This window comes from Agrobacterium cavarae (assembly GCF_004310285.1).
GTDB lineage: Bacteria > Pseudomonadota > Alphaproteobacteria > Rhizobiales > Rhizobiaceae > Agrobacterium > Agrobacterium cavarae.
Window position 1 is genome coordinate 98,335 of record NZ_SISF01000028.1, and the last position, 24,941, is coordinate 123,275.

23 protein-coding genes and 2 tRNA genes are annotated in these 24,941 nt (G+C 58.2%); 14 read left to right on the forward strand and 11 right to left on the reverse strand.

Going from position 1 to position 24,941, the window contains the following annotated elements; translation table 11 throughout:
- Nucleotides 1–132: 132 nt before the first annotated feature.
- The 4 genes from EYC79_RS09325 to EYC79_RS09340 form a co-directional block, all read right to left on the reverse strand.
- A complete protein-coding gene (locus EYC79_RS09325) occupies nucleotides 133–1,170 on the reverse strand; it encodes a sulfate/molybdate ABC transporter ATP-binding protein (RefSeq protein WP_113272060.1) in 1,038 nt (345 codons plus the stop codon).
- A gap of 11 nt (nucleotides 1,171–1,181) precedes the next feature.
- Nucleotides 1,182–2,054, reverse strand: coding sequence for a sulfate ABC transporter permease subunit CysW (gene cysW / locus EYC79_RS09330; protein ID WP_130977787.1), 873 nt, complete (start codon nucleotides 2,052–2,054; stop codon nucleotides 1,182–1,184).
- Complete coding sequence (cysT, locus tag EYC79_RS09335) at nucleotides 2,047–2,904, reverse strand: sulfate ABC transporter permease subunit CysT (protein ID WP_062438305.1); 858 nt, start codon at nucleotides 2,902–2,904, stop codon at nucleotides 2,047–2,049. The genes cysW and cysT overlap by 8 nt, the downstream gene beginning before the upstream one ends.
- A gap of 130 nt (nucleotides 2,905–3,034) precedes the next feature.
- The gene (locus EYC79_RS09340) at nucleotides 3,035–4,060 is read right to left on the reverse strand and encodes a sulfate ABC transporter substrate-binding protein (RefSeq protein ID WP_062425847.1); all 1,026 of its coding nucleotides are present in this window, start codon (nucleotides 4,058–4,060) and stop codon (nucleotides 3,035–3,037) included.
- A 534-nt stretch (nucleotides 4,061–4,594) separates the two neighbouring features.
- Here EYC79_RS09340 and EYC79_RS09345 point away from each other — a divergent pair.
- The 3 genes from EYC79_RS09345 to cysN are packed head-to-tail and all read left to right on the forward strand — an operon-like array spanning nucleotide 4,595 to nucleotide 7,817.
- Nucleotides 4,595–5,362: a phosphoadenylyl-sulfate reductase gene (locus EYC79_RS09345; RefSeq protein ID WP_130977788.1), complete on the forward strand. Its 768-nt coding sequence runs from the start codon at nucleotides 4,595–4,597 to the stop codon at nucleotides 5,360–5,362.
- Between the two features lie 32 nt (nucleotides 5,363–5,394).
- Nucleotides 5,395–6,348, forward strand: coding sequence for a sulfate adenylyltransferase subunit CysD (cysD, locus tag EYC79_RS09350; protein WP_111847601.1), 954 nt, complete (start codon nucleotides 5,395–5,397; stop codon nucleotides 6,346–6,348).
- Nucleotides 6,348–7,817 (forward strand): sulfate adenylyltransferase subunit CysN, encoded by a 1,470-nt coding sequence (gene cysN / locus EYC79_RS09355; protein ID WP_130977789.1) that lies wholly within the window; start codon nucleotides 6,348–6,350, stop codon nucleotides 7,815–7,817. The genes cysD and cysN overlap by 1 nt, the downstream gene beginning before the upstream one ends.
- Before the next feature lie 526 nt (nucleotides 7,818–8,343).
- Here the strand turns inward: cysN and EYC79_RS09365 are convergent.
- Both EYC79_RS09365 and EYC79_RS09370 read right to left on the reverse strand, forming a co-directional pair.
- Nucleotides 8,344–10,587 carry a capsular polysaccharide export protein, LipB/KpsS family gene (locus tag EYC79_RS09365; protein ID WP_165456996.1) on the reverse strand — a complete coding sequence of 748 codons (2,244 nt, stop codon included), beginning with the start codon at nucleotides 10,585–10,587 and terminating at the stop codon, nucleotides 8,344–8,346.
- Between the two features lie 87 nt (nucleotides 10,588–10,674).
- Nucleotides 10,675–11,877, reverse strand: coding sequence for a glycosyltransferase family 2 protein (locus EYC79_RS09370; protein ID WP_130977792.1), 1,203 nt, complete (start codon nucleotides 11,875–11,877; stop codon nucleotides 10,675–10,677).
- A gap of 425 nt (nucleotides 11,878–12,302) precedes the next feature.
- Here EYC79_RS09370 and EYC79_RS09375 point away from each other — a divergent pair, with 425 nt between their 5' ends.
- The 6 genes from EYC79_RS09375 (at nucleotide 12,303) to EYC79_RS09395 (ending at nucleotide 14,722) form a co-directional block, all read left to right on the forward strand.
- Complete coding sequence (locus EYC79_RS09375; RefSeq protein WP_130977793.1) at nucleotides 12,303–12,701, forward strand: hypothetical protein; 399 nt, start codon at nucleotides 12,303–12,305, stop codon at nucleotides 12,699–12,701.
- Nucleotides 12,698–13,693 (forward strand): dihydrodipicolinate synthase family protein, encoded by a 996-nt coding sequence (locus tag EYC79_RS09380; RefSeq protein WP_165456997.1) that lies wholly within the window; start codon nucleotides 12,698–12,700, stop codon nucleotides 13,691–13,693. Before EYC79_RS09375 ends, EYC79_RS09380 begins: the two co-directional genes overlap by 4 nt.
- A gap of 7 nt (nucleotides 13,694–13,700) precedes the next feature.
- Nucleotides 13,701–13,889: a hypothetical protein gene (locus EYC79_RS09385; RefSeq protein ID WP_130977795.1), complete on the forward strand. Its 189-nt coding sequence runs from the start codon at nucleotides 13,701–13,703 to the stop codon at nucleotides 13,887–13,889.
- A gap of 88 nt (nucleotides 13,890–13,977) precedes the next feature.
- Nucleotides 13,978–14,205 (forward strand): hypothetical protein, encoded by a 228-nt coding sequence (locus EYC79_RS09390; protein ID WP_418122325.1) that lies wholly within the window; start codon nucleotides 13,978–13,980, stop codon nucleotides 14,203–14,205.
- Entirely contained in the window at nucleotides 14,202–14,357 is a 156-nt protein-coding gene (locus EYC79_RS23430) for a hypothetical protein (RefSeq protein ID WP_165456998.1), read from the forward strand. Before EYC79_RS09390 ends, EYC79_RS23430 begins: the two co-directional genes overlap by 4 nt.
- A gap of 5 nt (nucleotides 14,358–14,362) precedes the next feature.
- Entirely contained in the window at nucleotides 14,363–14,722 is a 360-nt protein-coding gene (locus EYC79_RS09395) for a hypothetical protein (protein ID WP_130977796.1), read from the forward strand.
- Nucleotides 14,723–14,851: 129 nt separating this feature from the next.
- Here EYC79_RS09395 and EYC79_RS09400 read toward each other — a convergent pair.
- A tRNA-Pro gene (locus EYC79_RS09400) sits at nucleotides 14,852–14,928 on the reverse strand.
- A gap of 241 nt (nucleotides 14,929–15,169) precedes the next feature.
- Here EYC79_RS09400 and EYC79_RS09405 point away from each other — a divergent pair.
- Both EYC79_RS09405 and mqo read left to right on the forward strand, forming a co-directional pair.
- Nucleotides 15,170–15,574 carry a hypothetical protein gene (locus tag EYC79_RS09405; RefSeq protein WP_130977797.1) on the forward strand — a complete coding sequence of 135 codons (405 nt, stop codon included), beginning with the start codon at nucleotides 15,170–15,172 and terminating at the stop codon, nucleotides 15,572–15,574.
- A gap of 449 nt (nucleotides 15,575–16,023) precedes the next feature.
- Nucleotides 16,024–17,670, forward strand: a complete 1,647-nt coding sequence (gene mqo, locus EYC79_RS09410; protein WP_130977883.1) for a malate dehydrogenase (quinone) — start codon at nucleotides 16,024–16,026, stop codon at nucleotides 17,668–17,670.
- Between the two features lie 169 nt (nucleotides 17,671–17,839).
- Here mqo and EYC79_RS09415 read toward each other — a convergent pair.
- Nucleotides 17,840–17,914 (reverse strand) — tRNA-Gln (locus tag EYC79_RS09415).
- Between the two features lie 266 nt (nucleotides 17,915–18,180).
- Here EYC79_RS09415 and EYC79_RS09420 point away from each other — a divergent pair.
- Together EYC79_RS09420 and EYC79_RS09425 are read left to right on the forward strand one after the other, a co-directional pair.
- On the forward strand, nucleotides 18,181–19,101 hold the full coding sequence (locus tag EYC79_RS09420) for an MBL fold metallo-hydrolase (protein ID WP_130977798.1): 921 nt from the start codon (nucleotides 18,181–18,183) through the stop codon (nucleotides 19,099–19,101).
- On the forward strand, nucleotides 19,098–19,547 hold the full coding sequence (locus EYC79_RS09425; RefSeq protein ID WP_130977799.1) for a thiol-disulfide oxidoreductase DCC family protein: 450 nt from the start codon (nucleotides 19,098–19,100) through the stop codon (nucleotides 19,545–19,547). Before EYC79_RS09420 ends, EYC79_RS09425 begins: the two co-directional genes overlap by 4 nt.
- 13 nt (nucleotides 19,548–19,560) lie before the next feature.
- On the opposite strand, the gene EYC79_RS09430 is transcribed toward EYC79_RS09425, so the two are convergent.
- Entirely contained in the window at nucleotides 19,561–20,481 is a 921-nt protein-coding gene (locus EYC79_RS09430; RefSeq protein ID WP_062425860.1) for a DUF1499 domain-containing protein, read from the reverse strand.
- 240 nt (nucleotides 20,482–20,721) lie between these two features.
- Here EYC79_RS09430 and EYC79_RS09435 point away from each other — a divergent pair, with 240 nt between their 5' ends.
- A complete protein-coding gene (locus EYC79_RS09435; protein ID WP_062425861.1) occupies nucleotides 20,722–20,991 on the forward strand; it encodes a hypothetical protein in 270 nt (89 codons plus the stop codon).
- An 8-nt stretch (nucleotides 20,992–20,999) separates the two neighbouring features.
- Here EYC79_RS09435 and ppdK read toward each other — a convergent pair whose 3' ends face one another.
- Both ppdK and EYC79_RS23750 read right to left on the reverse strand, forming a co-directional pair.
- On the reverse strand, nucleotides 21,000–23,705 hold the full coding sequence (ppdK, locus tag EYC79_RS09440; protein WP_130977800.1) for a pyruvate, phosphate dikinase: 2,706 nt from the start codon (nucleotides 23,703–23,705) through the stop codon (nucleotides 21,000–21,002).
- A 189-nt stretch (nucleotides 23,706–23,894) separates the two neighbouring features.
- On the reverse strand, nucleotides 23,895–24,941 hold a 1,047-nt coding region (locus tag EYC79_RS23750), incomplete at its 5' end, for a methyl-accepting chemotaxis protein (RefSeq protein ID WP_245495237.1).

A 24,941-nucleotide genomic window follows, 5' to 3' on the forward strand; every position in this document is an offset into this window, starting at 1 on the left:
ATTTGATTTTGACGAGGCAGCCCTCGGCCTGATCCGCCTTCCCTTCGAAGCGTTGCAAAACGTTTCGGGTCTGAGACAATGACCAAACTCATGGAAGGGCCGCTCGAAGCGGCCCTTTTCCTTTTCCACCTTTTACGTTCTGAAAACCCGCCAGCGGGTGGGACGAAAGCGCACGTCGTTACCGACGGACACAGAGGCATCCAGTGGCACCTCGATTTCGAGATGATAGGGCTCATGCCCATTATTGGCGATATCAATTTCGGCAATGCGCGTACCGGCCAGGCGGCGACAGGTGGTCACCTTCCCGTAAAGTGCGTCTCGCTCATTCGTCAGCACCACATCTTCCGGACGGAAGAACAGGTCGCCCTCCCCATCTCCGGTCTCAGCGAGGCCGATGCTCTCTCCCTGAAACACGACTTGGCCGTTCTGGATCTTGACCGGAAGGTTGGACGATTCGCCAATGAAGGAGAAGACGAAGGGGGAATTTGGCGTGTCATAGACATCATCCGCCGTTCCGACCTGTTCGATCTTGCCTTGGCTCATCACCACCACGCGGTCTGCCAGTTCCAGGGCCTCCTCCTGGTCATGGGTGACGAAGACCGTCGTGTGGCCGGTGCGATCGTGAAATTCGCGAAGCCAACGACGAAGCTCCTTGCGCACCTTGGCATCCAGCGCACCGAAAGGTTCGTCCAAAAGCAGTACCCGGGGTTCAATGGCGACGGCACGAGCGAGCGCAACACGCTGGCGCTGGCCGCCGGACAACTGGTTGGGATAGCGCTTTTCCAGCCCGGACAGATGCACCATGTCCAAAAGGTCCGAGACGCGTTTGCGGATTTCCGCCTTGGCCGGTCGTGTTGCAGAGGGTCGCACCTTCAGGCCGAAGGCGATGTTTTCCGCCACCGTCATGTGACGAAACAGCGCGTAATGCTGGAAAACGAAGCCGACATTGCGCTCCTGGACGGAACGGTGGGAGGCATCCTCGTCGCCAAAGAAAATCTGGCCGGCCGTCGGCTGCTCAAGACCCGCGATCAGGCGCAGAAGCGTCGTCTTGCCGGAGCCGGAAGGGCCCAGCAGTGCAATCAACTCGCCGGAGCGGATGTTGAGCGACACGTCGTTCAACGCTGGAAAGCGATCAAACTGCTTGGTGATGCCGGAAACTTTCACTTCCATGAATATGCCCTTCAATGCTTGCCGGCAGCGTTGCCCGCGCCAAAGCGTATTTCGAGAATGGTTTTGAGTACAAGGGTGACGAGCGCCAGTCCCGCCAGCAGTGTGGCCACCGCAAAAGCGGCGCCCATATTGTACTCGTTGTAAAGAATTTCGATATGCAGCGGCATGGTATTGGTTTCGCCGCGAATATGACCCGACACCACTGAAACGGCACCGAATTCGCCCATGGCGCGGGCGTTACACAGAAGCACGCCGTAGAGTAAACCCCATTTGATGTTGGGCAAGGTGACATACCAGAAGGTCTGCCAGCCAGAGGCACCAAGCGAAATCGCGGCCTCCTCGTCGCCGGTTCCCTGATCCTGCATGAGAGGGATCAGTTCGCGGGCAACGAAGGGGAACGTGACGAAAATGGTCGCAAGGACGATGCCCGGCACGGCGAAGAGGACCTCGATGCCATAGCTCTTCAGCCAGGGCCCGAGCACGCTGTGGGACGAAAACAGGATGACGTAGACGAGACCGGAAATCACCGGCGAAATCGAGAATGGCAGGTCGATCAAGGTGATGAGGAAGGCCTTGCCCTTGAACTCGAACTTGGCGATAGCCCAGGCTGCTGCCACGCCAAAGATCAGATTGAGTGGAACCGAGATGACGGCGACCAGAAGCGTCAGGCGGATGGAGGCAAGCGCATCCGGCTCTACGATCGCCTCCCAGAAGGATTCCAAGCCTTTACGGAAGGCTTCGACGAAAACGGCCACCAGAGGCAGCACGAGAAACAGCGCCAAAAACAGGAAGACGACAAGAAAAAGGGCAAGCTTTGCTGGCAGTCCCTCGCTTGCCGGATCGCGGAACGGCCTCGCGGGAAGGGTTTGAGCTTTATCAGGCATAACCATACCTCTTACGGCTCCAGGCCTGAATGAGATTGATGACGAAGAGCATCGCAAAGGAGATGATCAGCATGATGGTGGCGATGCCGGTCGCGCCCGCATAGTTGAATTCCTCAAGCCGGATGACGATCAGGAGCGGAGCGATTTCCGATACATAGGGGATGTTGCCGGCAATGAAGATGACGGAGCCATATTCCCCGACGCCGCGGGCAAAGGCGAGCGCGAAACCCGTGAGGATGGCGGGAACGAGGCCCGGCAGCAGAATGCGGGTGATCGTCTGGAAACGGTTGGCACCGAGCGTCGCTGCAACCTCCTCAACCTGCCGGTCGATTTCTTCCATGACGGGCTGCACCGTGCGCACGACGAAGGGCAGGCCGATGAAGATCAGGGCAATGACGATGCCGATCGGCGTGAAGGCGATCTTGATGCCGAGCGGTTCGAACAGCGAACCGATCCAGCCGCGATTGGAGTAGAGCGTCGTCAGCGAAATGCCGGCAACCGCAGTCGGCAGCGCAAAGGGAAGATCCACGATCGCATCGACAAAGCGGCGCCCCGGAAAGCGATAGCGGACCAGAACCCAGGCGATGATGACGCCGAAAAAGGCGTTGACGAGTGCTGCAATGAAGGCCGTGCCGAAACTGACACGAAGCGCGTTCAAGGTTCTACGATCGGTGGCAATAGCGACGAACTCGGCAAATCCGAGATGGGCGGTGGACCAGATAAGGCCACCGAGGGGAATGAGAATAATAAGAAAGAGATAGGTAATCGTGTAACCGAGCGTCAGGCCGAAACCTGGCAAGACGCTAGACTGACGCCACTTCCATCCGCTTTGCGATGGGGTATTGCTCATCGATGCTCCGGGTAAACGAATGGCTTGAACCAGCCATCATACGCGCTTTCGACCGGCGGTGAAGCCAGTCGATCCATTCTGCTCCACGCCGGGCGGCGCTTGGCCACCCGGACGTTCGCACATCATCCACTTACTGGGCGGGCTTGTAAATCTGGTCGAAGATGCCGCCATCGCCGAAATGCTCCGGCTGCGCCTTGGCCCATCCGCCAAAGATCGGATCGTCGATCGTGACGAGCTTGATATCCGGCAGTTGCTTCAAGAGATCCTTGGAGACGACAGATGGGTTGCTTGGGCGATAGAAGTGCTTGGCCGCAATATTCTGACCCTCGTCGGAGTAGAGATATTGGAGATAGGCCTCTGCCACCTTGCGCGTACCCTTGGCATCGACATTGGCGTCAACCACGGCAACCGGCGGTTCCGCCAGGATCGAGATCGGCGGGACGACGATATCGAAGGCATTTTCGCCAAATTCCTGGCCCGCAAGATAGGCCTCGTTTTCCCAGGCGAGCAGAACGTCACCGATCTGACGCTGTGCGAAGGTGACGGTCGAACCGCGAGCACCGGTATCGAGCACCGGAGCGCGTTTGTAGAGATCGCCGACATAGGCCTTGATCTTTTCCTGGTCGCCCTTGAATTCTTCATTCGCCCAGGCCCAGGCCGCGAGATAGTTCCAGCGTGCGCCACCCGACGTCTTGGGGTTTGGCGTGACGATCTGCACATCGCCCTTCACCAGATCACCCCAGTTGTGGATGCCCTTCGGATTGCCCTTGCGGACGAGGAAGACGATGGTGGACGTATAGGGCGAGGAATTATGCGGCAGGCGGGTGCGCCAATCGGGATTGATCTTGCCGCTGTTTTTGACGATGGCGTCGATATCGCTCTGGAGCGCCAGCGTGACGACATCGGCTTCGAGTCCGTCGATGACCGAGCGGGCCTGCTTGCCCGAGCCGCCATGCGACTGCTGGATGCTGACATCCTCACCCGTATCGGCCTTCCACTTCTTGGCGAAGGCCTCGTTGAAATCCTTGTAAAGCTCGCGCGTCGGATCGTAGGACACGTTCAAGAGCTTTGTGTCGGCCAGTGCCGGCCCGACTGCACCCAATGTGACTGACAGGCTGAGCGCAATGGCGCTGAGGCTGGAAAGAAATTTCGACATCACTACCCTCCTGGATGCGTACGGCTTCACAGTAGCGTTTAAGAACTTACGGTCAATCAGCTGCGATTTATTCGCAAAAGTGTTTCCCTGTGGCATGCTATGGCAATAAGAAAAACGCCGCGATGCGAAAGATCGACGCAACAACTCATGCGCGGAGATCCCTCAACGCGCAAAACCAGTTCGCAATCTTGCTCTCTTTGACGACTTCTTGCACGAAAAAATTATGTTACCGGAATGGTATTGCGCGAAAATGGACTGGTTTCCGACGCCCTCGCACAAAAGAATGATAACCGTGCGCAGCAATATTCTACAAAAATTACAGAAAATATCTTGATCCTCTTGCAATTCGAGACGGTTGAGGTTTTATTGCCAGGATTGGTTTGGGAGCTATCTTGTCCTCTTGGGAGTCTTTTGCGCGTAACGTCGTCGCAGGAGAGATATTTGCTCGCGAGCGACCGAGAGAAGCACGCGCGTTTCTGTAAAAGATGACGCCTTTCGAAGATTATCGAGACAGTAAAGTTTCGGAATCGAGAAATGACGATCAACACGCCTCCGCAGACCCTTTCCCTACAGGATGTGAGCTCGCTCGATGCGACCTTGAAGGATTTTTCCCTCGCGGAGAGACTGGCCCTCGTCGCGGGTCTTGGATCGCGTTCAGTCTTTACGACCAGCCTCGGCATCGAAGATCAGGTGATCACCGCAGCGATCGGCACGCATCGCCTGCCAATCGACGTGGCGACGCTTGAGACCGGGCGTCTCTTTGCCGAAACCGTCCGCCTGATCGAAGAGACTGAAGATCGGTATGGGATCACCATCACCCGTTTCTATCCAGAACAGGATGACATCGACGCCTATGCCGAGAAATACGGGCTGAACGGCTTCTACGAAAGCGTGGAAGCGCGTCACGCCTGCTGCCATGTGCGCAAGCTCATTCCCCTTGCCAAAGCGCTTGAAGGCGCGGGTTTCTGGATAACCGGCCTGCGCCGGGGGCAATCAGGCAATCGAGCCTCCACGCCATTTGCCGAGTATGATGCCGAGCGCAACCTCATCAAGATCAACCCGCTTGCGGACTGGGACATCGATGCGATCAAGGCCCATGTCGCGGCGGAGAATATTCCCGTCAATCCTCTCCATGCACGCGGGTACCCGTCTATCGGTTGTGAGCCCTGTACCCGCGCCATCAAGCCCGGCGAACCAGAGCGTGCCGGTCGCTGGTGGTGGGAAAATGACGAGAAGCGCGAATGCGGTCTGCATGTGGCCGAAGCCGCGCAAAGCTCGATCAGTCCCGCCCCACAAAACTAACAGTTCAATTCAGTACATTGCCGGAGTTTAAAATGTCCAATGCAGTTCCGGAAACGGAAGGCACCAGCGTCAGCACACCCAAGCAGCCGCTCGATCCCCATCTGAAAGCCCTCGAAAACGAAGCCATCCATATTTTTCGTGAAGTTGCCGCAGAGTTCGAGCGTCCCGTGATGCTCTACTCCATCGGCAAGGATTCCTCCGTGCTGCTGCATTTGGCGCGCAAGGCGTTCTTCCCGGGCCGCATCCCCTTCCCGCTTCTGCACGTCAATACCGGCTGGAAGTTCAAGGAAATGATCGAATTCCGCGACAATATCGTCAAGGAGTACGATCTGGATCTGATCTCGCACACCAACCCGCGTGGTGCTGTAGAGAATGTGACGCCATTTACCCATGGGTCTGCGCTCTACACCGACATCATGAAGACGGAAGCACTGCGTCAGGCGCTCGACGCCGGCAAGTTCGATGCCGCTTTCGGCGGCGCGCGCCGCGACGAGGAGGCCAGCCGCGCCAAGGAGCGCATCTATTCCTTCCGCACGCCCGACCACAAATGGGACCCGCGTAATCAGCGTCCCGAACTCTGGAACATCTATAATGGCATGGTGCGCCAGGGCGAGAGCGTGCGCGCCTTCCCGCTCTCCAACTGGACGGAAGTCGATATCTGGCGCTACATCCAGGCGGAAAACATCCCGCTTGTTCCGCTCTACTACGCCAAGGAGCGCCCCTATATCGAGCGCGATGGCATGATGATCCTGGCCGAAGACGAACGGCTGGAACTGCAGCCCGGCGAAGAAGTGAAATATGATTCGATTCGCTTCCGCACACTCGGCTGCTTCCCGCTGACGGGCGCGATCCATTCCGAGGCCACGACGCTGGACGAGGTGATTGCCGAGCTTGAGATCGCCACCGTCTCCGAACGACAGGGCCGCGCCATCGACCGCGACCAGTCGGGTTCCATGGAAAAGAAAAAGCGCGAGGGCTACTTCTGATGACACAGACCTCCACGGCGCAATCCGCCACCATTCTGCCCTTCGTCGAGCCGCCGAAAGCCGTCAAGGATACAAGACCGCTTCGCCTCATCACCTGCGGCAGCGTGGATGACGGCAAGTCGACGCTGATCGGCCGTCTGCTCTGGGACACCAAAGCGGTAAAGGAAGACCAGGCCGCGACGCTGAGGCGCGACAGCGGTAAGCAGAACGACCTCGGCCTTCCCGACTTCGCGCTGCTTCTCGACGGTCTCCAGGCCGAGCGCGAACAGGGCATCACCATCGATGTCGCCTACCGCTATTTCGCGACCGACAAGCGTGCCTTCATCGTCGCGGATACGCCCGGTCACGAGCAATATACCCGCAACATGGCAACCGGCGCTTCCACCGCCGATCTCGCGGTGCTTCTGGTGGACGCCCGCACCGGCATTCTCGAACAGACCCGCCGCCACGCCACGATCGCGGCGCTGATGGGCATTCGCCAGTTCGTGCTTGCCGTCAACAAGATCGACCTGACCAATTACGACAAGGCCGGTTTTGAGCTGATCGCGCACGACTTCAAGGAATTCGCGCTGTCGCTCGGCATCAAGCAGATCGTTGCCATTCCGATGTCGGCGCTGAAGGGCGAGAATGTCGTGCTCTCCGGCAAGGCCTCCATGCCTTGGTATGATGGCCCGACGCTCGTCGAGACGCTGGAGCTTGCAACGGTTCGCTCCACCCAGACCGGCGGCTTCCGCCTGCCCGTCCAGCGCGTCTCTCGCCCAGGCGAAAGCTTCCGCGGCTACCAAGGCACCGTAGCTGGCGGCGCCGTGAAGCCTGGTGACTCTGTCGTCATCCTGCCGTCGGGCATGGTGGCGAACGTCAAGCAGATCGTCACCTTCGATCTGGTGCGCAATGCCGCCGTTGCCGGCGACGCGATTACGCTGGTTCTCGATCGTCAGGTCGATGTCTCGCGCGGCGACATGATCGTGTCCATCGACGCCCAACCCCAGACGGGTCTCGCCTTCGACGCGCAGATCGTCGCATTGCAGCCAGGGGGCATCGAACCGAACAAGCGCTACTGGCTCAAGAGCGGCAGCCGCCGCCAGCGCGTCAGCGTTCAGCCGGTCACCCAGTTGGACCTGAAGAACGGTCACTGGCAGGCCCATGCCGAAACGCTGCCGATGAACGCCATCGGCAAGGTGCGCCTGAGCTTCGACGAAACGGCGATCTTCGACCCTTACGAGCAGAACCGCTCCACGGGCTCCTTCATCCTGATCGATCCGGACACCAACAACACGGTGGCGGGCGGCATGATTGTCGGCAAGCGCAGCGATACGGGCAAGATTTCCGACGGCGAACGCGTCATCCTCTCGCTGCCGGTCGATCTTGCGGAAGCGCTGCTCGCTGGTGAATTGCTCTCATCGCGACGCGATGAGATCGAAATTCGAAGGACGAATGCAAAGTCCGCATCCAGACTCTGGACGAACTAGAATAAACGAAAAGGCGCCGGACTGTCCCGGCGCCTTTTTCGATTCCATGATCGTCTCTGTGGTGCTTAGAATACAAACATCCAAAGCAGAACGACGACAAAAAACGGGACGCCCAGCGCCCACAACAGCAATCCTTTTAGCATGACATCTCCTCCTGTTTGTCGAGGGGAAAACGTCTGCGACTTCTGCGTGTTCCAAAAAGAATCGATATCTCCCATACCCGATGGATGCAACTGTCCGGCAAACCTATTGTTGGATGCCACGGAAGGAGAAGCGACTCGTACGTCGCAGGCATTAAATGCGCTACGCAACACGGCGCTATGGATTGTGTTCGCGCGGATTATCACGAACCCCAGAGCAGCAGCGCGCGTCCCACCTATTATAATCGACGCATCGTGCTTTTCCGAAAATCGAATCCGATTATGTAGCAGATGTCAGGTTGGCGAGGATCTAAAGAGCCAAACAAGTCCAGCGCGGTTGAAAATATCCAACAAGTCGCACTGGTCTTGCTTGGTTCATGAGGTGATTATGCAATTCTCCGGACAGAGAATTTTGCACCTTCAATGTTTTGAACACCCAGAGTGTTGCCGTCTGCGCCGAGCGACAGCAGATCGACCATGTCCCGGCCGTTCCACTTCATAGCTCCCGCTCCGTTGGCCATTGGGAACCATGCACCTGCGGGCGCACCGCCGACACTGAATGAATAGTTGTTGGAAAACGTGATTTCTTGTCCAGTATCTGTTTGCCAACTTCCAACCAAAGGACCGATCTTCGGGAAGAATTTTTCAGTTCCAGGCATGTTGGTAATAACGCAGGCGATGCGATCTGGGCGACCTGGACGAGTAATGGTAGCGACCAGACGATACTCATGAGAAATCGCCTTGAATAATCCGAGCCACTGGCCCGGATGGAAGACAGAGCAATGACTATGGCCATCGTCGTAGCAGGCGATTACGTGGTAGTTATAGCGCGCAGCCTGATGAAGCTTCTCCAACAATGGCGGCAAGGCGCTAGGCTCGAAATGCTCCAGTACGTCAGCGGAGACGCACACGTCGCCTTGCGGAATTTCGTCCTTCAGAACGTCGGCCGTTCTAAATTGAACGTTGTCCGGAATAACCGAAAGTTGAGGAGAGCGCGCCCAGTCCAAGCCAATTACATTCGGGACCATAGGGGAAATCTTGCGTAGAAATCGACCGTTGCCGCAACCGACCTCGATGACCAATCCAGGCCTCGTCGATGCGACGACATCGCAATGATCGACCAGCCAGTTATTGTCCTGATAGCCACGGTCAAAATCATGCAGCTTTTGATAATCGGAGGCACTGCGATTTTTGTGCGCAAGCGTCGGATCCGTACCAGCGGCGTATCCGGATATCAGCATTTCCGACTCAACCTGGCTTTTCAACTCCGGTGCTTGCATGGCGGTGATAGCCATATTCGCATAGGCTGAGTAGGCTGAACGGATTGTTTCTGCGAGAACGGTCTCACCGACACTGGCAGCCATGGCGCCGCCATAGAGAGACTTCGACACCGCTATCGCTTGGCCCAAATTCTGAGCAGCGTTGCGCGATTGAGCGCCCGATGTGTCACCGGATTGTTGCTGCAGCCGGGTTGCGAGTTCTACCGCTTGCGTGGCGACTGTACGAAGGTGGCTGTTCTCTGATTGTGCGCTTTTGAGAGCGGACCGTAGCTGCTCATTCTCCTGCAGGAGAGTTGCGTCATCCGATGCGGGTTGAGCCTGAACGCCAGAGATACTTGCAAGCACACGGCCAACCTGTCGTTGTACCGTTGCGGTGTCGTAGATGGAGAAGCAGCACTGCTCCAAGTAGTAGCATAAATACTGCGCCGCGCGAACCGAAGTGTCCGGAAGCTCCGCCGCGAAGGCAACCTCCAACTCTTGAAGTGAAGTGATCGGGGTCGTTGCAAGCTCATATTCACTGGCAGCGAAAGAGAATACCGGCTTTGCGTACATCAAAGCCTCCATGCCAACGCCCGAATTGGCTACGATCACAGATCGGCATCCATTCAGATGCTGATGGATTGATGCGTTGGAAATAATAACCGATGGAAAAGCCTTTTGAATTTCGTGAAGAACCTCGGCAACTTCCTGAGAGCGACATAGTGGATGACGCTTCACCACGAGCGGATAGCCACTCTCTTCCGCCAGCTCTGCGGCCTTCACCATGACATCGAAGGGGTTGATACGGCAAAACTCGCTGACAGGATCGTCGATCAGTTGCAATGGAAAATATACATATGGCTTATCGACGTAAAACTCTTCCGACGACTGACTGTACTTAGAGACGTTTTTGCGCTGGAGTTCTTCTCTCAGGTGCGAGACATAGGCGCGACTGATGCTTGGGTCCAGCGATTGCATACGAGCCAGGTGAGGTGCCGGAAACTTCGCAAGTGAACTCCAACCCGAAAAGCCATTCGCATCAACCGAGTACCAACCCGCAATCGGCGTTTCCTTGATCCGCCAGACATTTGGCTCTGTACCAATCGAGTGATAGGAAAACACCACGCCATTCGGCCGCGCAAGGCGTGCTACATGATGCATACCATGCGCCACGGGCTTGAGGTGGACATCCAAGTGATGGGACGCGAGCACGGTGCAAAGCTGCGCAAACATCGCCCGATGACGCTCGCCATCTAGAACCGAGGGAAACCAAGTCGTCGGAACTTCAAGATCGACTGGGATTCTCTGCAATCTGACTTCACCCATCGGCAGATCGGCAGACGCTGACGCGAGAGGGGAGTTCAACTTCATTATCGCTTCCATAAACAACTTCTCCATCCGCGAGATACCAACGCAGTTAACAGACCAGCCTTGCACAGGACTGGCGACATGCGTTCATCAAATGAACTGATCGAGATAGGTGGAAACGTCGAAGCCGGCATCGCCGCGTTTCATCGGCTCCCCAAAGTTCGGGTCCATTCGCAACCATGCATGAGGACCGCTTTCGCTGGCGGGTATCTGCCGTGTCAAACGTCCCTTCAGACTTGCCGGCAACAGGTTGACGATCTCGTCGGTAAGCATCGGGTCGACAATGACCGGCTGGAGGCTGTAGGCTTCCGCCTCTTTGGTGGCGACGAACAGGCCGGCCAGTTTCTTGATCGTGTCCGGCGAAGAGCCTGAAATCGGCAGGTTCGCGTAAGCCGACATGCGGTGGTAGAGGATGTAGGCCTCCGGCCAATTCCCGGTTTCGATATGCAGCCTGAGTGCGACGCCCTGGCGGTTGATCATGAACTCCATCAGCTTTCGCATAAACTCCTCACGTTCGAAGGAGGATGGCGTTTTATCGCGCCACATCAGCGATGCGAGGTATTCCAGCCCGCCGCGATAAGTGTCCCACTGGAACATGCATTCATTGTTCCCCTGCTGCATGCGTGGGTCGTCGGACACGGCTGTCACACGCGCGAATGGCTCGGGCATGAATAGGATGTCGGTCTTGTCTAGGGCCCGTCCGGTATAGAGATAGGCCCAGAAAATGAAGGGCGTCGCACTGGAGATCGATTTTGCCAAAACGTCGCGGCGAACGATCAGGAATTCCGGGAATGCGTGATTGGCGAAGATGAAATTGAGAAAGGCGGAGTAATCACCTTGCGAGATCCGCGTGGGCCCAGGGACGCGGTAGAAGGGCCCGACGTCTCGTTGTCCACCGCGCGCATCCACCAGCATCCACGGTGCCTGCACCATGCCGATACCAGGATCGCGCTCCATGATCTCTACATATTCCTTGACCTTTTCCGGGATCAACAGGTCGTCATCGCCGAGAAACACGGCATAGCGCCCACGGGCGCGGCGCATGGCGAAGGCGTAATTGCTGACAAAGCCCGAATTCTTCACCCGGCGATAGGCATTGATCTCGGGGATACCCTCGAGAGACTGGATATAGGCCGCAGTGTTATCCGTCGAACAATCGTCGACGAGGACGATTTCGAAAGGCACCTGCAGTTCCCGGAATCGCTCCAGATGGAAAGACACATTCCGCTCCAGCAGGAACTGGCGATTATAGGTGGGAACGCAGATAGACAGAAGAATTTCAGAATTCGACATCGCGACGACCGCCTGCAAACAACGATGACATCGACCAACAGGACGAATTCTCCTTGGGGCAGGAACACGGCTTCAACGCCTCAACTGCCGGGGAAATTCGCAAAGCCCGAAGACGGATGCGGATTGATCTTTGGTCCGACCCACCCTCTTTCGCCCCGTAACAAAAGCGGGAAGACGGATCATCAAGACAGCCATAGCGCGTCCGGCTTTTGCGAAACTTATGGTCCGGTTTTCATGCATTTTCGCTGATCTGCAATCGCGGTAGCCCTTGCAGATGCGGCGACATTTGAGGATTCGATTAAAAACGACCGCCCTGCTTGGGAGTTCCGCCCTTACCTTTTCCTTATTGGGTGCTGCCCAATTCGCAATCGAAATCCTACGTCGATCAGCCCTAGATCAGGGTCCGTTCAACAAAAGTGAATTTCATGGCACACGGCGAACTCTCACTGGTCGATCTGAATGATCGCATTCTTCTTGGCGGGAAAGTGCGGGAAGAGCATGTCTGGTCCTATGTCAAACTGAGCGAAAGTCCCCTCTCAAACCGGCATGACCCATCCAGCAAGCGCTTCGGCGCCCTACTGGATGCCGGCGCAATCCTCGAAGCCCTCCTTTTTCTGGCGCAGGACCTGACCTCGCCAGCCGAGCTATGCTCGTTTGAACGGGTCCGCCATGGCTGGATTTGCGCTGCGGCGGCAAAGCCGCCGTCGAAGCCGGTCAAGGCACTGCATCAGACGCTTGAGGGAGCGATCTTTCTCACCTTGTTGAAGCTCTCCAGCGCAACCACCCGCCCCGGCATTCCTTCCAAACAAGGCGCAATATCGTGAGCACACCACTTCTGAACGGCGTCATCACGCCTCTCATCACTCCGTTTCGGGGAGGCGAGATCGATTATCTCGCCTTCGACCACCTCGTCAAATGGCAGGTGGAACAAGGCATAGCGGGCCTTCTTCTGCATAGCCTGACGGGGGAAGGCCCGACGCTATCGGCCAGCGAACGGCGCGCTCTGATAAGCCGCGCTGTGCAGCTCAATAGAGGCCGCGCGGTCATCATCGTGCAGACCGGCACCTATTCGACGGGAACGACAATACGCCAGACCGAAGAAGCGCATGAACTGGGTGCAGATTTCGCACTCGTCGTACAGCCCTATTACAACCGGCCAACGCAGAAGGGCATCATTCACCACTTCGAGCAGACCGCCCGCGCGACCCGTATCCCACTCATTCTCGACAACGACCCGCAGCATGCAGGCGTCGCGATGAAGGTTGAGACGATCGAAACGCTCCTGCAGATCACGAACATCGTCGGCATTCTCAAGGATACGTCGGATGCGCGCACGGCGCCGTCTCCGTACCAAGCCATATTTGGACGGCCCCTCCATATGACCGGGGGAGAAACAAGTTCCCCCCTCATGCACCGACAGCGCGCCTGCTGCATCTCACCCGTGGCGAATGTCATACCCGATCTTATTGTACGTATGCAGCAGCTGGGTCAGGAAGGCGACGCCACTGGTTTCGGCGTCCAGTTGAAACGGATCATCGAACTCGCCGCCGCTTTGGAAAATGGCGGCGATGTGGCCTGGCTGAAATATGCCGTTTCCTGTCTTCGCGGGATCGATAACGCGGTGCGGTTGCCATTGACGCCGGTCGATCCCGAGGCCGCCAGATCGATCGAACGCTCCCTGCGCAGTCTTCGTGTTCTGCGGCGTCAGCGCTTTGCCAGCTCACTGGTTCAGGAAGCGCGCGTTGCAAGAGCCGTCTTGCAGCCTGCCATCTCGGCCGAAGCCCTGATCTCGAAATCATACTCATCGATCCTGTGAGGACAGCATGACCCTACCGCTTGGAATGTACTACCGGCTTCGTGAAGAACGGCAGAAGAAGGAAAACGAGGCGCTGCTGAAGCACAGTCGCCCTCGCCCGAGACGCGAATCCGAAGGCATCATGTTTCTTCGGCTCATCGCCGTGACAGGCGGACTGCTGCTTGCGGTCTCGCTCATCATGCAATCGGTTCAATGACAACCCAAACACCAAGACCACCTGGAGCATCAGAAAGAAGATGTCGCAAATGCTGCGCAACGCAACACTCACGCAAAGAGCTCGACCATTGCCGTGTCGTTTCCTTGTCGGCCCAAGTCGCAACGGTCGCTGGATCGTCGCGGACCGTATGGGCCTTGTCGGTGGCCTCTTTACCAATCGCGAAGCCGCCCTGCACTTCGTCAAAGTCGAAAGTGCCGACATTGCGCCAATCGACATTTCCGTCGCGGAAGTCTCGCGACTGGAATTAGCCGACCTCTTCTCCCCCGCCGAAGAGCTGAGAGGAACACGACAGTGACCATGATTTCCGGCGGAAAAATACAGCCCGATCACAACAGCATTCTCGCGCTGACCCTCCATGCCTTAGCGGAAATCTTTGCGATTGCGGTGATCGCCTCGCTCGCCATCGGCCTCGTCGTCGCGCCGACGATCTATCTGGCGATACGGTAATCCCAATGAGACAAGACCTGATTGGTTATTGCCTTGAGAGCTGTTTCGTCGACTGGACGCTGCTGACAAGCTGCAGCGCCTACCGCAAGATGCTCTCCGAGAGCTTCTGCCGCGCTGAAGAGCGGCAGGAACGTGCCCACCGCCTGACAGCCATCCACGATTTCGAAAGCCTATACTGGGATGCGATCGACATGGCACGGAGCATGGGCTCCGACGGACACTTCCTGAAAGAACCTCATATCGGCGTCCTGCCATCATCGGGCCAACAGAGATACTATCTCATCTGGTCGGATGACGATCACGGCAGCATCTTCGTCATTTCACCGGTGGAGATGCCATGGCTGGGCAAACCGCAAAAGCGCTAGGCCGTAGACGCCTGGATATTGACGTGCGACGACAATGAATGCTTCGTCCAAGACACGATAAGTGTTTGAGGCATTCTGATAATAGTCTGCTTTGATTTGGAAGAGTGTCCAGATCGGACAGTGTCAAGCTGGTCGGAGTGAGAGGATTCGAACCTCCGACCCCGTCGTCCCGAACGACGTGCGCTACCAGACTGCGCTACACTCCGTGACCAGCGGCGTTTCTATAGACCAGCATCCGGTTCTCGACAAGCGGCGGTTACGAAAATTTTGTGACGTGCGCTTCGGAAAGAAATGAAGGGGTTAGGCGCGAAGGAATCGTTACAAAAAAACAATTGTGGCAAGAAATTTTGGGCAAAGCTTCACTTGGCGCTGCCCAGTTCCTGTAAATCTGTTAGGGGAACGCATTTCCCGGCGACGACGCCGGACAGGCACAAAGGACCTTTCACCATGCGTTTGCGCATCGCACTGCTCGCGGGCCTCTCCATCGCCCTCTCCGCTTGCACCACCACGCCCTCCATCGCCACGAAGAGCCCGGTCGAGACCCGTTGGGTCGGCCAGTCGGCTGGCATCTTCTTTGCAAAATTCGGCCCGCCGCTGAGCGATGTATCCAATGGCAGCAGCACGACCTATACATGGCGCGGCGGCTACAAGAAGGCTAAGATCCCGGCGAAGTATGAGGAAAAAGACGGCAAGCGTGGCCGGCAGATCTCTACAGCCCGCAGCGCTTCCCTGTCGTGCACCGTTCAGTTGACCGTCGATTCGAACTACAAGATCAGCTCGATCCGCACCGTGTCCGATCGCCCGGGCGTCAACGGTCCGAGCTACTGCGCGGAATTCCTCGCCAGCGAATAAGGCTGGATGCCATCTGCATGGAACCGCCCGCCTGATTTCGTCAGGCGGGTTTTTCTTTTCGCGGCGAAAAACGCAGCTTATAGACGCTTAAGACGCCCTGCATGCCAGTCATGCAAAAATGCATACCTTTCAACTAAACCGATTAAATTTAGTCATAGCTTTAACATCGCCGTCTCAACCAGAGCGAAACTGCACCGCCTATGTCCCCGGAAACGCTGGCAAAATGTCCCAGCAGCAATTTGTCGCACCGTGGCTGGCATACGGCGCTCACATTTCCCTGACATCAAAATGAACGATTTCGGCCACGGCTTGACCATGTTGTGACATGGCGGTCGATGGTCTATTGCGGCGCACAAAATCTGATGAAGCGCAATAATTAAGGTAGAGACGTGATCAAAAACGATAAGGGCAGCACACTGCCAACCGAATTTTCCCACGACACCTTCACGATGAACCGCCGTCAGGTGCTCGGGACCGCGTTCGCGGGGCTTGCTGCCGCCGCTTTCCCCAGCGTTCCGGCTTTGGCGCAATCGGCCGACAAGAAAGTCGATGTGCTTCTGATTGGTGGCGGTATCATGAGCGCGACGCTCGGCATCTGGCTGCGCGAACTCGAGCCGAACTGGTCGATCCAGATGCTCGAGCGCCTGGATGCGGTGGCTCTGGAAAGCTCCAACGGTTGGAACAATGCCGGCACCGGTCACTCAGCACTTGCGGAACTGAACTATACGCCAGAAACCGCCAATGGCGGCATCGATATTTCCAAGGCGATCGACATCAACGAGTCCTTCCAGATCTCGCGTCAGTTCTGGGCCTGGCAGGTGCGCAACGGCGTTCTGAAGAACCCGCGCTCCTTCATCAACCACACGCCGCATATGAGCTTCGTCTGGGGCGATGAGAACGTCGCCTATCTCGAAAAGCGCTTCGAGGCGCTGAAGGCAAGCCCGCTCTTTGCCGGCATGCAATACTCCACCGATCCGGAGCAGATCAAGAAGTGGGTGCCGCTGATGATGGAAGGACGCGATCCTTCCCAGAAGATCGGCGCGACATGGTCGCCGCTCGGCACCGATATGGAGTTTGGCGAAATCACCCGCCAGTTCGTCTCTCACCTGAAGAGCACGCCGAATTTCGACCTGCAGGTTTCGAGCGAAGTCGATGCCATCGAGCGCAACTCAGATGGTTCTTGGCGTGTCAGCTACACCAATTCGGCGAATGGCTCCGAGCACACGATCGATGCGAAATTCGTCTTCATCGGTGCAGGCGGCGGCGCACTTCATCTGCTGCAGATGTCCGGCATTCCAGAAGCTGAAGATTACGGCGGCTTCCCCGTCGGCGGCTCGTTCCTGGTGAACGAGAACCCGGATGTCAGCATGCTGCATCTGGCCAAGGCATACGGCAAGGCGTCAGTCGGCTCTCCGCCCATGTCCGTACCGCATCTCGACACGCGCGTCATCGGCGGCAAGCGCATCGTGCTGTTCGGGCCATTCGCAACCTTCTCCACCAAGTTCCTGAAGGAAGGCTCCTATTTCGACCTTCTGACCTCTACGACCATGAGCAACATCTGGCCGATGATGCAGGTCGGCGTCGAGGAATATCCTCTGGTCGAATATCTGGCAGGTCAGTTGATGCTGTCCGATGAAGATCGCATCGCGGCACTGCGCGAATACTTCCCCAAGGCCAAGGCGGATGAGTGGCGCCTGTGGCAGGCGGGCCAGCGTGTGCAGATCATCAAGCGCGACCCGGAAAAGGGCGGCGTTCTGAAGCTCGGTACGGAAGTGGTTGCCGCCAAGGATGGCAGCATTGCCGGCCTGCTCGGCGCTTCGCCGGGCGCCTCCACAGCCGCCCCGATCATGCTCGGCGTGCTGCAAAAGGTCTTCAAGGACAAGGTGGCTTCGCCGGAATGGCAAGCGAAACTCCGCGAGATCGTTCCAAGCTACGGCACGAAGCTGAATGCGGATCCGGAGAAAGTTCAGCAGGAGTGGGACTACACCGCCGAACACCTGCAACTGCCGACACCGCCGCGCATCGATGTCAGCGCGCTGAGCACATCTGCCCCGGCGGACGCGCCGGTTAAGAAGACGCCGGACATGGCGCTCTGATCGAAGCGACGCATCGCTTTTTCAAAAGCCGCGTACCTTTTGGGCGCGGCTTTTTCTTTTGCCCGGAGAAAGAGACTGGCGCTGGAGAGACCAGAATCTGAGCAAGCGTTAGTATCCGGTCAGCGCCTGAATGCGATCCGCAGTCCACCGTCAAAAATGAAAGAAAACATGGCTGGGGCGCCAGGATTCGAACCTGGGAATGCCGGTACCAAAAACCGGTGCCTTACCGCTTGGCGACGCCCCAACGAAGCAGGTGGGCGAAACGCCACTGCCTGAACGGCGCCTGATTAGCAAAGCATGGCGGCAGCGGCAATCATTAAGTTTGGGCTGGTCCAGATTTCTTGTGGGTGCTGATCGATCTTCGTGTTAGGTCGTGAACCATCAGCATGACACGCATTGGACCCCAAGCGGTTTCGCGATGAGCCGATGCGCGACAAAACAGCGTGAGGTGTGTCGCGACCTTGACGGATCGCGTTTCGCTTTCCAGGCATTGTGAAGAGCTTTCGAACCATGGCAGACCCTGCATTCGATCTTGAATTTCAACCGGCCTATGGCACGCCGGTGAAGGTGGCGGAGAATGTTCAGCGGCTCACCGTCAACAATCCGTCAGCCTTCACCTTCCACGGCACCAACAGCTATATCGTCGGCGGTCATTCGGTGGCGGTCATCGACCCGGGGCCGGAGGATGAGGCTCATTTTCAGGCGCTGATGCGGGCGCTGGAAGGCCGCGAGGTGACGCATATCTTCGTCAGCCACACGCATCGGGATCACTCGCCGCTGGCGAAACGGCTTAAAGCTGCCACCGGCGCAGTAACCGTGGCCGAAGGGCCCCATCGCGCGGCGCGACCGTTGCACGAAGGCGAGCGCAATCCTTTCGCGGAAAGTGCCGATAGCGATTTCGTGCCGGATCTTGCGCTTGGCGACAATGAGACGCTGACGGGCGATGGCTGGGCGCTGACGGCGCTTCACACGCCGGGCCACACGGCCAATCATGCTGCCTTCGCGCTGGATCGCGATGGCATCGTTTTTTCCGCCGATCACGTGATGGCCTGGGCAACGACGATTGTTGCACCACCGGATGGCGCGATGAGCGATTATATGGCGTCGCTCGACAGGTTGCTCGAACGGGATGACAGGCTCTTCCTGCCCGGCCATGGCGGCCCGGTCAACGATCCGGCAGCCTTCATGCGCGGGCTTCGCACCCATCGCCGCATGCGCGAAAAGGCAGTGCTGACAAGAATCAACGCGGGCGACCGAACGATTGCCGAGATGGTTAAGGTGATCTACCGCAGCACCGATCCGCGCCTGCATGGCGCAGCGGCGCTTTCCGTTCTCGCCCATATCGAAGATCTGATTGAAAAAGGTCTGGTTGAGACCGATGGTCCGCCGTCGCTGACCGGTATCTATCTGCCGAGACAGGGGAATGTATGAGCGCCGCCTATAGCTATCGCAACGACCCTTCCGTTCCGGACTTCCCCGACAACACGCCGCTGATCATTTTCGATGGTGAGTGCGGGTTCTGCTCTCGGGATGTCGATTTCGTTCTTCGTCATGACAAGCAGCGGCTGTTTCGCTTCACGCCAGCGCAATCTCCGCTGGGCACCGCGCTGATGCGCCATTACGGTTTCCGCACGGATGACTACGAGACCAGCTTGCTCATCGAAGCCGGCGTCGCTCATATCTATTCCGACAGCGTGCTGCGCGTGGTCGAACTGCTTGGCGGCGTGATGGGGATGACAGCAACGGCGATGCGCCTTGTGCCACGCTTCATTCGCGATGGCGTCTACCGTGTGGTTGCTCGAAACCGCATGAAGATTGCCGGACGACGGCAGACGTGCCGGGCACCGACGCCGGAAGAGCGCGAGCGCTTTCTGTAAGCGCGGCCCGCTTTTAGTTATCATTGAGACCCTGCATTTCAGCATCCAGCGCATCGAGATAGCTATCGGCGATCTTCTTGCCCATGCCGAGATCATGGGGGCCGAAGCGAGAGGCGACGCGCACGTCGACCAGCGTTGTCTCCGTATCTTCGCGCAGGCGGATCAGCACGTCGAAACGTGCGCCCCAGATCAGCGTGCGCATATCTCCCTGCATCATGACCGTGCCGCTGCCATTGAAGAAAGTCGGCGCCGGCGCTTCCGCCGGGCGCGCCAGTGGGACAGGCACGATGGCGGGCAAGTCTTCGACGGGCGTGTCTGCCGCACCGTCATGGACGTCCTGCTTTGGAGCACCCGGCTGCGCGTCCGGCAAGGCGCCGATCAGACCGTCGGTGTGCAAGATGCGGATGTGCTGAGCTTTCGCCACCTTCCGGGCGGCGGTGTAGACGCGGTCGATCGCGCCTTCGTAGCGGTGGCCGAGGAAGCCAGGATAGGCCTCCAGCTGCGCATCGCGATCGGCCTTCGAGACGGCCGCCGGGCGCGGCAGCCATTGCTGGTTGGCCGAGGGGATCGATAGCCAGTTTGGAACATCGGCCGTGTCGGTCGTCACATCATAGATTTTCGGGTTCTGCCAATAGAGGAAGCCGCCATAGGCGACCACGCCAAGCGGAATGGCAGAGAGAAGCAAGGCGTAAAGCGACCACACCCCGCCCTTTGCGCCGACAGACCAGAGACGCTGAAGACCAATGAGGGCAAGCACGACAGAAACCGCGGCAATGCCAGCGGAAATCAGGGTCAGCGCGATGAAGTCCGGCGTCGTCAGCGGACCGAAACGGTGCAAGGGCGCCGCTATCAGAAAGAGCAGCAGCGCCGCAAGGCCGAGATAGCGGGAGAGATAGGCCGCATGGGAAACGGGTCTAACGAAACGCACTGTCATGAAGCAGCACCCGCATACACATGCATTGCCAAAAAGCGCCCCAGAGAGATTTGTCTGCCTGAATCACCGATACCGGCTTGTCATAAAGCGTTTTCGAAGGAAATGGAATCGCTCCACCCGCTTTGCTTAACGGGGTACCGCAACCTTTCCCGAAAGCGGGACTTTTACACATCACCAATTGGGCGTATCAGAGCAAGAAAACGCCAAGCTGGGATCAGGGCTTCCAGAGGAGTGATGACTATGCGTGTTTCGATCGTTCTCGGTTCACTTGCCGCCATGCTGGCGCTGACCGCCTGCCAGACGCTGACACCGGAAGAGCGCCGCGCGCGCGACGAAGCGACCTGCCGCGGCTATGGTTTCCGCCCCAACACCGACCAGATGGCGCGCTGCCTTCTGGACCTTGATCTCGACCGCCGCGCCGATAATCGTGCGTGGCAGGCGCAGGTCAACCGTGACATGTTCTGGTCGCCCGTTGTGGTCGAGCGGCGCGTCATCGTCGAAAACCGCTAACTCCGGCCTTAAAGCGCGACCACCTTTTTCGGAGAGGTATTCGGCTGCTTTTCCGCCTGAGATAGTGTGGCCTGGGCAGCCGCCAGCCGTGCGATCGGCACGCGGAAGGGCGAGCAGGATACGTAATCCAGCCCGACATTTTCGCAGAAATCGATGGAGGTCGGGTCGCCGCCATGCTCACCGCAAATGCCGAGCTTGAGCTCCGAGCGCGTTTGCCTGCCGCGCTCCGCCGCAATGCGGATCAACTCCCCTACCCCGTCGAAATCCAGTGAGACGAAGGGGTCGCGCTCGATGATGCCCTTGCGCTGATAGGTATTCATAAAGCGCGCGGCATCGTCACGCGAAATGCCGAAGGTGGTCTGCGTCAAGTCGTTGGTGCCGAAGGAAAAGAATTCCGCAGCCTCGGCGATGACGTGTGCGCGAAGAGCGGCGCGCGGCAGCTCGATCATCGTGCCCGTCAGATATTCCAGCGTCATGCCGGTTTCGGCCGCAACTTCCGCTGCAACACGGTCGATCACACCACGAACATAATCCAATTCCGAGCGGAGGCTGACAAGCGGCACCATGATTTCGGGCACCACGGGGGCGCCGGTTCGGCGAGCTGCTTCCACTGCTGCCTCGAATATGGCGCGGGCCTGCATCTCGGCAATTTCCGGATAGGAGATCGCCAGGCGGCAACCGCGGTGGCCAAGCATGGGGTTGAATTCGTGCAGCGCATCGAGCCTCTGGCGGAACAGAGTCTGCGGCATGCCCATGGCGGCAGCCACTTCGACGATCTCGCCATCGGTCTTCGGCAAGAACTCGTGGAGCGGCGGATCCAGCAGGCGGATCGTCACCGGCATGCCATGCATGATGGAGAAGAGTTCGGTGAAATCCTCCCGCTGCATGGGGAGCAACTGGTCGAGTGCGGAACGTCTGCCCGCCTCATCCTCGGCAAGGATCATTTCGCGCATCACATGGATACGCTCGCCTTCGAAGAACATGTGCTCGGTGCGGCAGAGACCGATGCCTTCAGCACCGAAGGCGCGGGCAGCACGCGCATCGGCTGGCGTATCGGCATTGGTGCGCACCGTCATGCGGCGCGCGCCATCGGCCCATTCCATCAACTTGCCGAAATCGCCGGAAAGCTCCGGCTGCGTCATCGGCACTTCGCCCCTCAGCACGCGGCCGGACGATCCGTCGATGGTGATGACGTCACCCTTGCGCAGCATGCAGCCGATGCCGATCAGCACGCCATTGCGCAAATCAACGCGCATGGAGCCAGCGCCGGTGACGCAGGGAATACCCATGCCGCGCGCGACGACCGCTGCATGGCTCGTCATACCGCCGCGGGTGGTGAGAATACCCTCGGCCGCATGCATGCCATGAATATCTTCGGGGCTGGTTTCCATGCGTACCAGTATGACGCGGCGACCTTCCGCCTTGGCGGCAACCGCTTCTTCGGCGCTGAAAACAATCTCTCCGGATGCAGCGCCAGGGGACGCCGGAAGGCCGGAGCCGATAATGGGTCTTTCGATGGAGGAATCGATCGTCGGGTGCAGCAATTGATCGAGCGATGACGGATCGATCCTGCAAACCGCTTCATCTGCGGTGATCAGACCTTCCTCGACCATATCGACGGCGATCTTCATGGCAGCGCGCGTCGTGCGCTTGCCGCAACGGGTCTGAAGCATCCAAAGCTGCCCGCGCTCGATAGTGAACTCCATATCCTGCATGTCGCGGTAATGGGTTTCCAACTGCTTGCAGATCGCGAGGAATTCCTGAAATGCCTCCGGCATCAGCTTTTCCATCGACGGCTTGTCGGAACCGGATGCAAGACGTGCCGCTTCGGTGATGGATTGCGGCGTACGGATACCGGCGACGACATCCTCGCCTTGCGCGTTGACGAGGAACTCGCCGTAAAGCTCTTTTTCACCGGTGGAGGGGTTGCGGGTGAAGGCAACGCCTGTCGCAGAAGTGGAGCCGAGATTGCCGAAGACCATGGCCTGGACGTTGACTGCCGTTCCCCAGTCGCCGGGGATATTGTGCAGATGGCGATAGGTGACGGCGCGTGTGTTCATCCAGCTGGAAAAGACAGCGCCGATCGCGCCCCAGAGCTGGACTTCGGTATCCTGCGGAAAAGGTTCATCCAGCTCGTCTTCGACCAGTTGCTTGTAGCGCGATACCACATGCTGCCATTCGTCGGCGGACAGTTCCGTATCGTATTCGTGGCCGAGGCGACCCTTCTCGTCCTCAAGAATTTCCTCGAAGACTTCATGGTCGAGACCCATGACCACGTCGGCATACATCTGGATGAAGCGGCGATAGCTATCCCATGCAAAACGGGCGTCGCCGGAATCCTCGCAGAGCGCCTGCACCGTCTCGTCATTGAGGCCGAGATTGAGAACGGTATCCATCATGCCGGGCATAGAGGCACGCGCACCAGAGCGAATGGAGATCAGGAGTGGGCGCGGGCCTGCACCGAATTTGCGGCCGGTCATCACTTCCATCCCGGCAATGCCGCTTGAAACCTGGAGCTTCAGGTCATTGGGGAGCTGGCGTCCGCCCTGGTGGTAGCGACCGCAGACTTCGCTGATAATGGTGAAGCCGGGCGGAACAGGCAGGCCAAGACTTGCCATTTCGGCAAGATGCGCACCCTTGCCTCCCAATATGGCAACGTCACCAGCACGGCCCTCGGCAGCACCGTTGCCGAAGGTATAAACCCATTTCTTCATTATACGCTCTCCACCCAGAAGCGTTCTTGTTTTTCAACCCATTATAGCATTGTCACACTGTTGGGAACGCCAGAGAACACAAGATGACAGTGCAGTGCAGCATAATTGCGGCATAGGCAGGCCGCGAGGCAAGACGCCCGCGGCAAGCGCGGGCGTCGATTTTTACAAGCTGGCGTCCAAAAACCCTTATCAGAACTCTACCCAGTCCTGCTTGACGGCTGCATTGCCGCCGAAGGCAGTTGCAAGCTTGCGACCAAGCGCGCGGGCGGGTGACGCTGCCGGACGCTCCGCAGGCGTTGCGGATCGGATCGGCGCTTCGAAGGTGGCAGACAGCTTGAACTGGCCGAGAAGCTGGTTCAGCGAAGAGGCTTCGCGGGCAAGACCATGGCTGGCTGCCGTCGTCTCTTCCACCATCGCCGCATTCTTCTGCGTATCCTGGTCCATCTGGTTCACAGCCGTGTTGATCTGCTGCAGACCGGAGGACTGTTCCTGTGCCGCTTCCACGATCGCCATCACGTGGCGGTTGATCTCCTGCACTTCGGCAACGATGGTTTCCAGCGCACGGCCGGTTTCACCGACGAGCTCAACACCTTCCTGAACCTGGGTGTTCGAGGTGGAGATCAGCCCCTTGATGTCCTTGGCGGCACTGGCAGAACGCTGTGCCAGTTCACGCACCTCCTGGGCAACGACAGCAAAGCCCTTGCCTGCCTCACCGGCACGGGCGGCTTCGACACCGGCATTCAGCGCCAAAAGGTTGGTCTGGAAGGCAATCTCATCGATGACGCTGATGATGTTGGAAATCTCACCCGACGACTTCTCGATCCGCTCCATGGCAACAACAGCCTTGCGAACGACCTCACCCGACTGTTCGGCACCGGTGCGGGCCTTGGCAACCAGATGACCGGCTTCCTGGGCGCGACGGGTGGAATCTTTCACCGTGGTGGTGATTTCTTCCAGTGCTGCTGCGGTTTCTTCGACCGAGGCTGCCTGCTGTTCGGTGCGCTTGGCAAGATCGTCTGCCGCGGCACGGATTTCGTTTGCGCCGGCATCGATGCCACGGGCATTCTCGGCCACGCGGGTGAGAGCAGACTGAAGCTTTTCGGCAGAGGCGTTGAAGTTCTCGCGAACCGTATCGAGATGGGCAACGAAAGGCTGGCTGATACGATAAGAGACATCGCCATCCGACAGGCGTGACAATCCGTTGGCGAGATTGTCGACGGCAAACTGCGTGTCTGC

What these genes read in the sequence shown, in the direction of transcription:
- EYC79_RS09325 (WP_113272060.1), bottom strand. Translation starts at nt 1,170, where the DNA reads ATGGAAGTGAAAGTTTCCGGCATCACCAAGCAGTTTGATCGCTTTCCA.
- cysW (WP_130977787.1), bottom strand. Translation starts at nt 2,054, where the DNA reads ATGCCTGATAAAGCTCAAACCCTTCCCGCGAGGCCGTTCCGCGATCCG.
- cysT (WP_062438305.1), bottom strand. Translation starts at nt 2,904, where the DNA reads ATGAGCAATACCCCATCGCAAAGCGGATGGAAGTGGCGTCAGTCTAGC.
- EYC79_RS09340 (WP_062425847.1), bottom strand. Translation starts at nt 4,060, where the DNA reads ATGTCGAAATTTCTTTCCAGCCTCAGCGCCATTGCGCTCAGCCTGTCA.
- EYC79_RS09345 (WP_130977788.1), top strand. Translation starts at nt 4,595, where the DNA reads ATGACGATCAACACGCCTCCGCAGACCCTTTCCCTACAGGATGTGAGC.
- cysD (WP_111847601.1), top strand. Translation starts at nt 5,395, where the DNA reads ATGTCCAATGCAGTTCCGGAAACGGAAGGCACCAGCGTCAGCACACCC.
- cysN (WP_130977789.1), top strand. Translation starts at nt 6,348, where the DNA reads ATGACACAGACCTCCACGGCGCAATCCGCCACCATTCTGCCCTTCGTC.
- EYC79_RS09365 (WP_165456996.1), bottom strand. Translation starts at nt 10,587, where the DNA reads ATGAAGTTGAACTCCCCTCTCGCGTCAGCGTCTGCCGATCTGCCGATG.
- EYC79_RS09370 (WP_130977792.1), bottom strand. Translation starts at nt 11,877, where the DNA reads ATGTCGAATTCTGAAATTCTTCTGTCTATCTGCGTTCCCACCTATAAT.
- EYC79_RS09375 (WP_130977793.1), top strand. Translation starts at nt 12,303, where the DNA reads ATGGCACACGGCGAACTCTCACTGGTCGATCTGAATGATCGCATTCTT.
- EYC79_RS09385 (WP_130977795.1), top strand. Translation starts at nt 13,701, where the DNA reads ATGACCCTACCGCTTGGAATGTACTACCGGCTTCGTGAAGAACGGCAG.
- EYC79_RS09395 (WP_130977796.1), top strand. Translation starts at nt 14,363, where the DNA reads ATGAGACAAGACCTGATTGGTTATTGCCTTGAGAGCTGTTTCGTCGAC.
- EYC79_RS09405 (WP_130977797.1), top strand. Translation starts at nt 15,170, where the DNA reads ATGCGTTTGCGCATCGCACTGCTCGCGGGCCTCTCCATCGCCCTCTCC.
- mqo (WP_130977883.1), top strand. Translation starts at nt 16,024, where the DNA reads ATGAACCGCCGTCAGGTGCTCGGGACCGCGTTCGCGGGGCTTGCTGCC.
- EYC79_RS09420 (WP_130977798.1), top strand. Translation starts at nt 18,181, where the DNA reads ATGGCAGACCCTGCATTCGATCTTGAATTTCAACCGGCCTATGGCACG.
- EYC79_RS09425 (WP_130977799.1), top strand. Translation starts at nt 19,098, where the DNA reads ATGAGCGCCGCCTATAGCTATCGCAACGACCCTTCCGTTCCGGACTTC.
- EYC79_RS09430 (WP_062425860.1), bottom strand. Translation starts at nt 20,481, where the DNA reads ATGACAGTGCGTTTCGTTAGACCCGTTTCCCATGCGGCCTATCTCTCC.
- EYC79_RS09435 (WP_062425861.1), top strand. Translation starts at nt 20,722, where the DNA reads ATGCGTGTTTCGATCGTTCTCGGTTCACTTGCCGCCATGCTGGCGCTG.
- ppdK (WP_130977800.1), bottom strand. Translation starts at nt 23,705, where the DNA reads ATGAAGAAATGGGTTTATACCTTCGGCAACGGTGCTGCCGAGGGCCGT.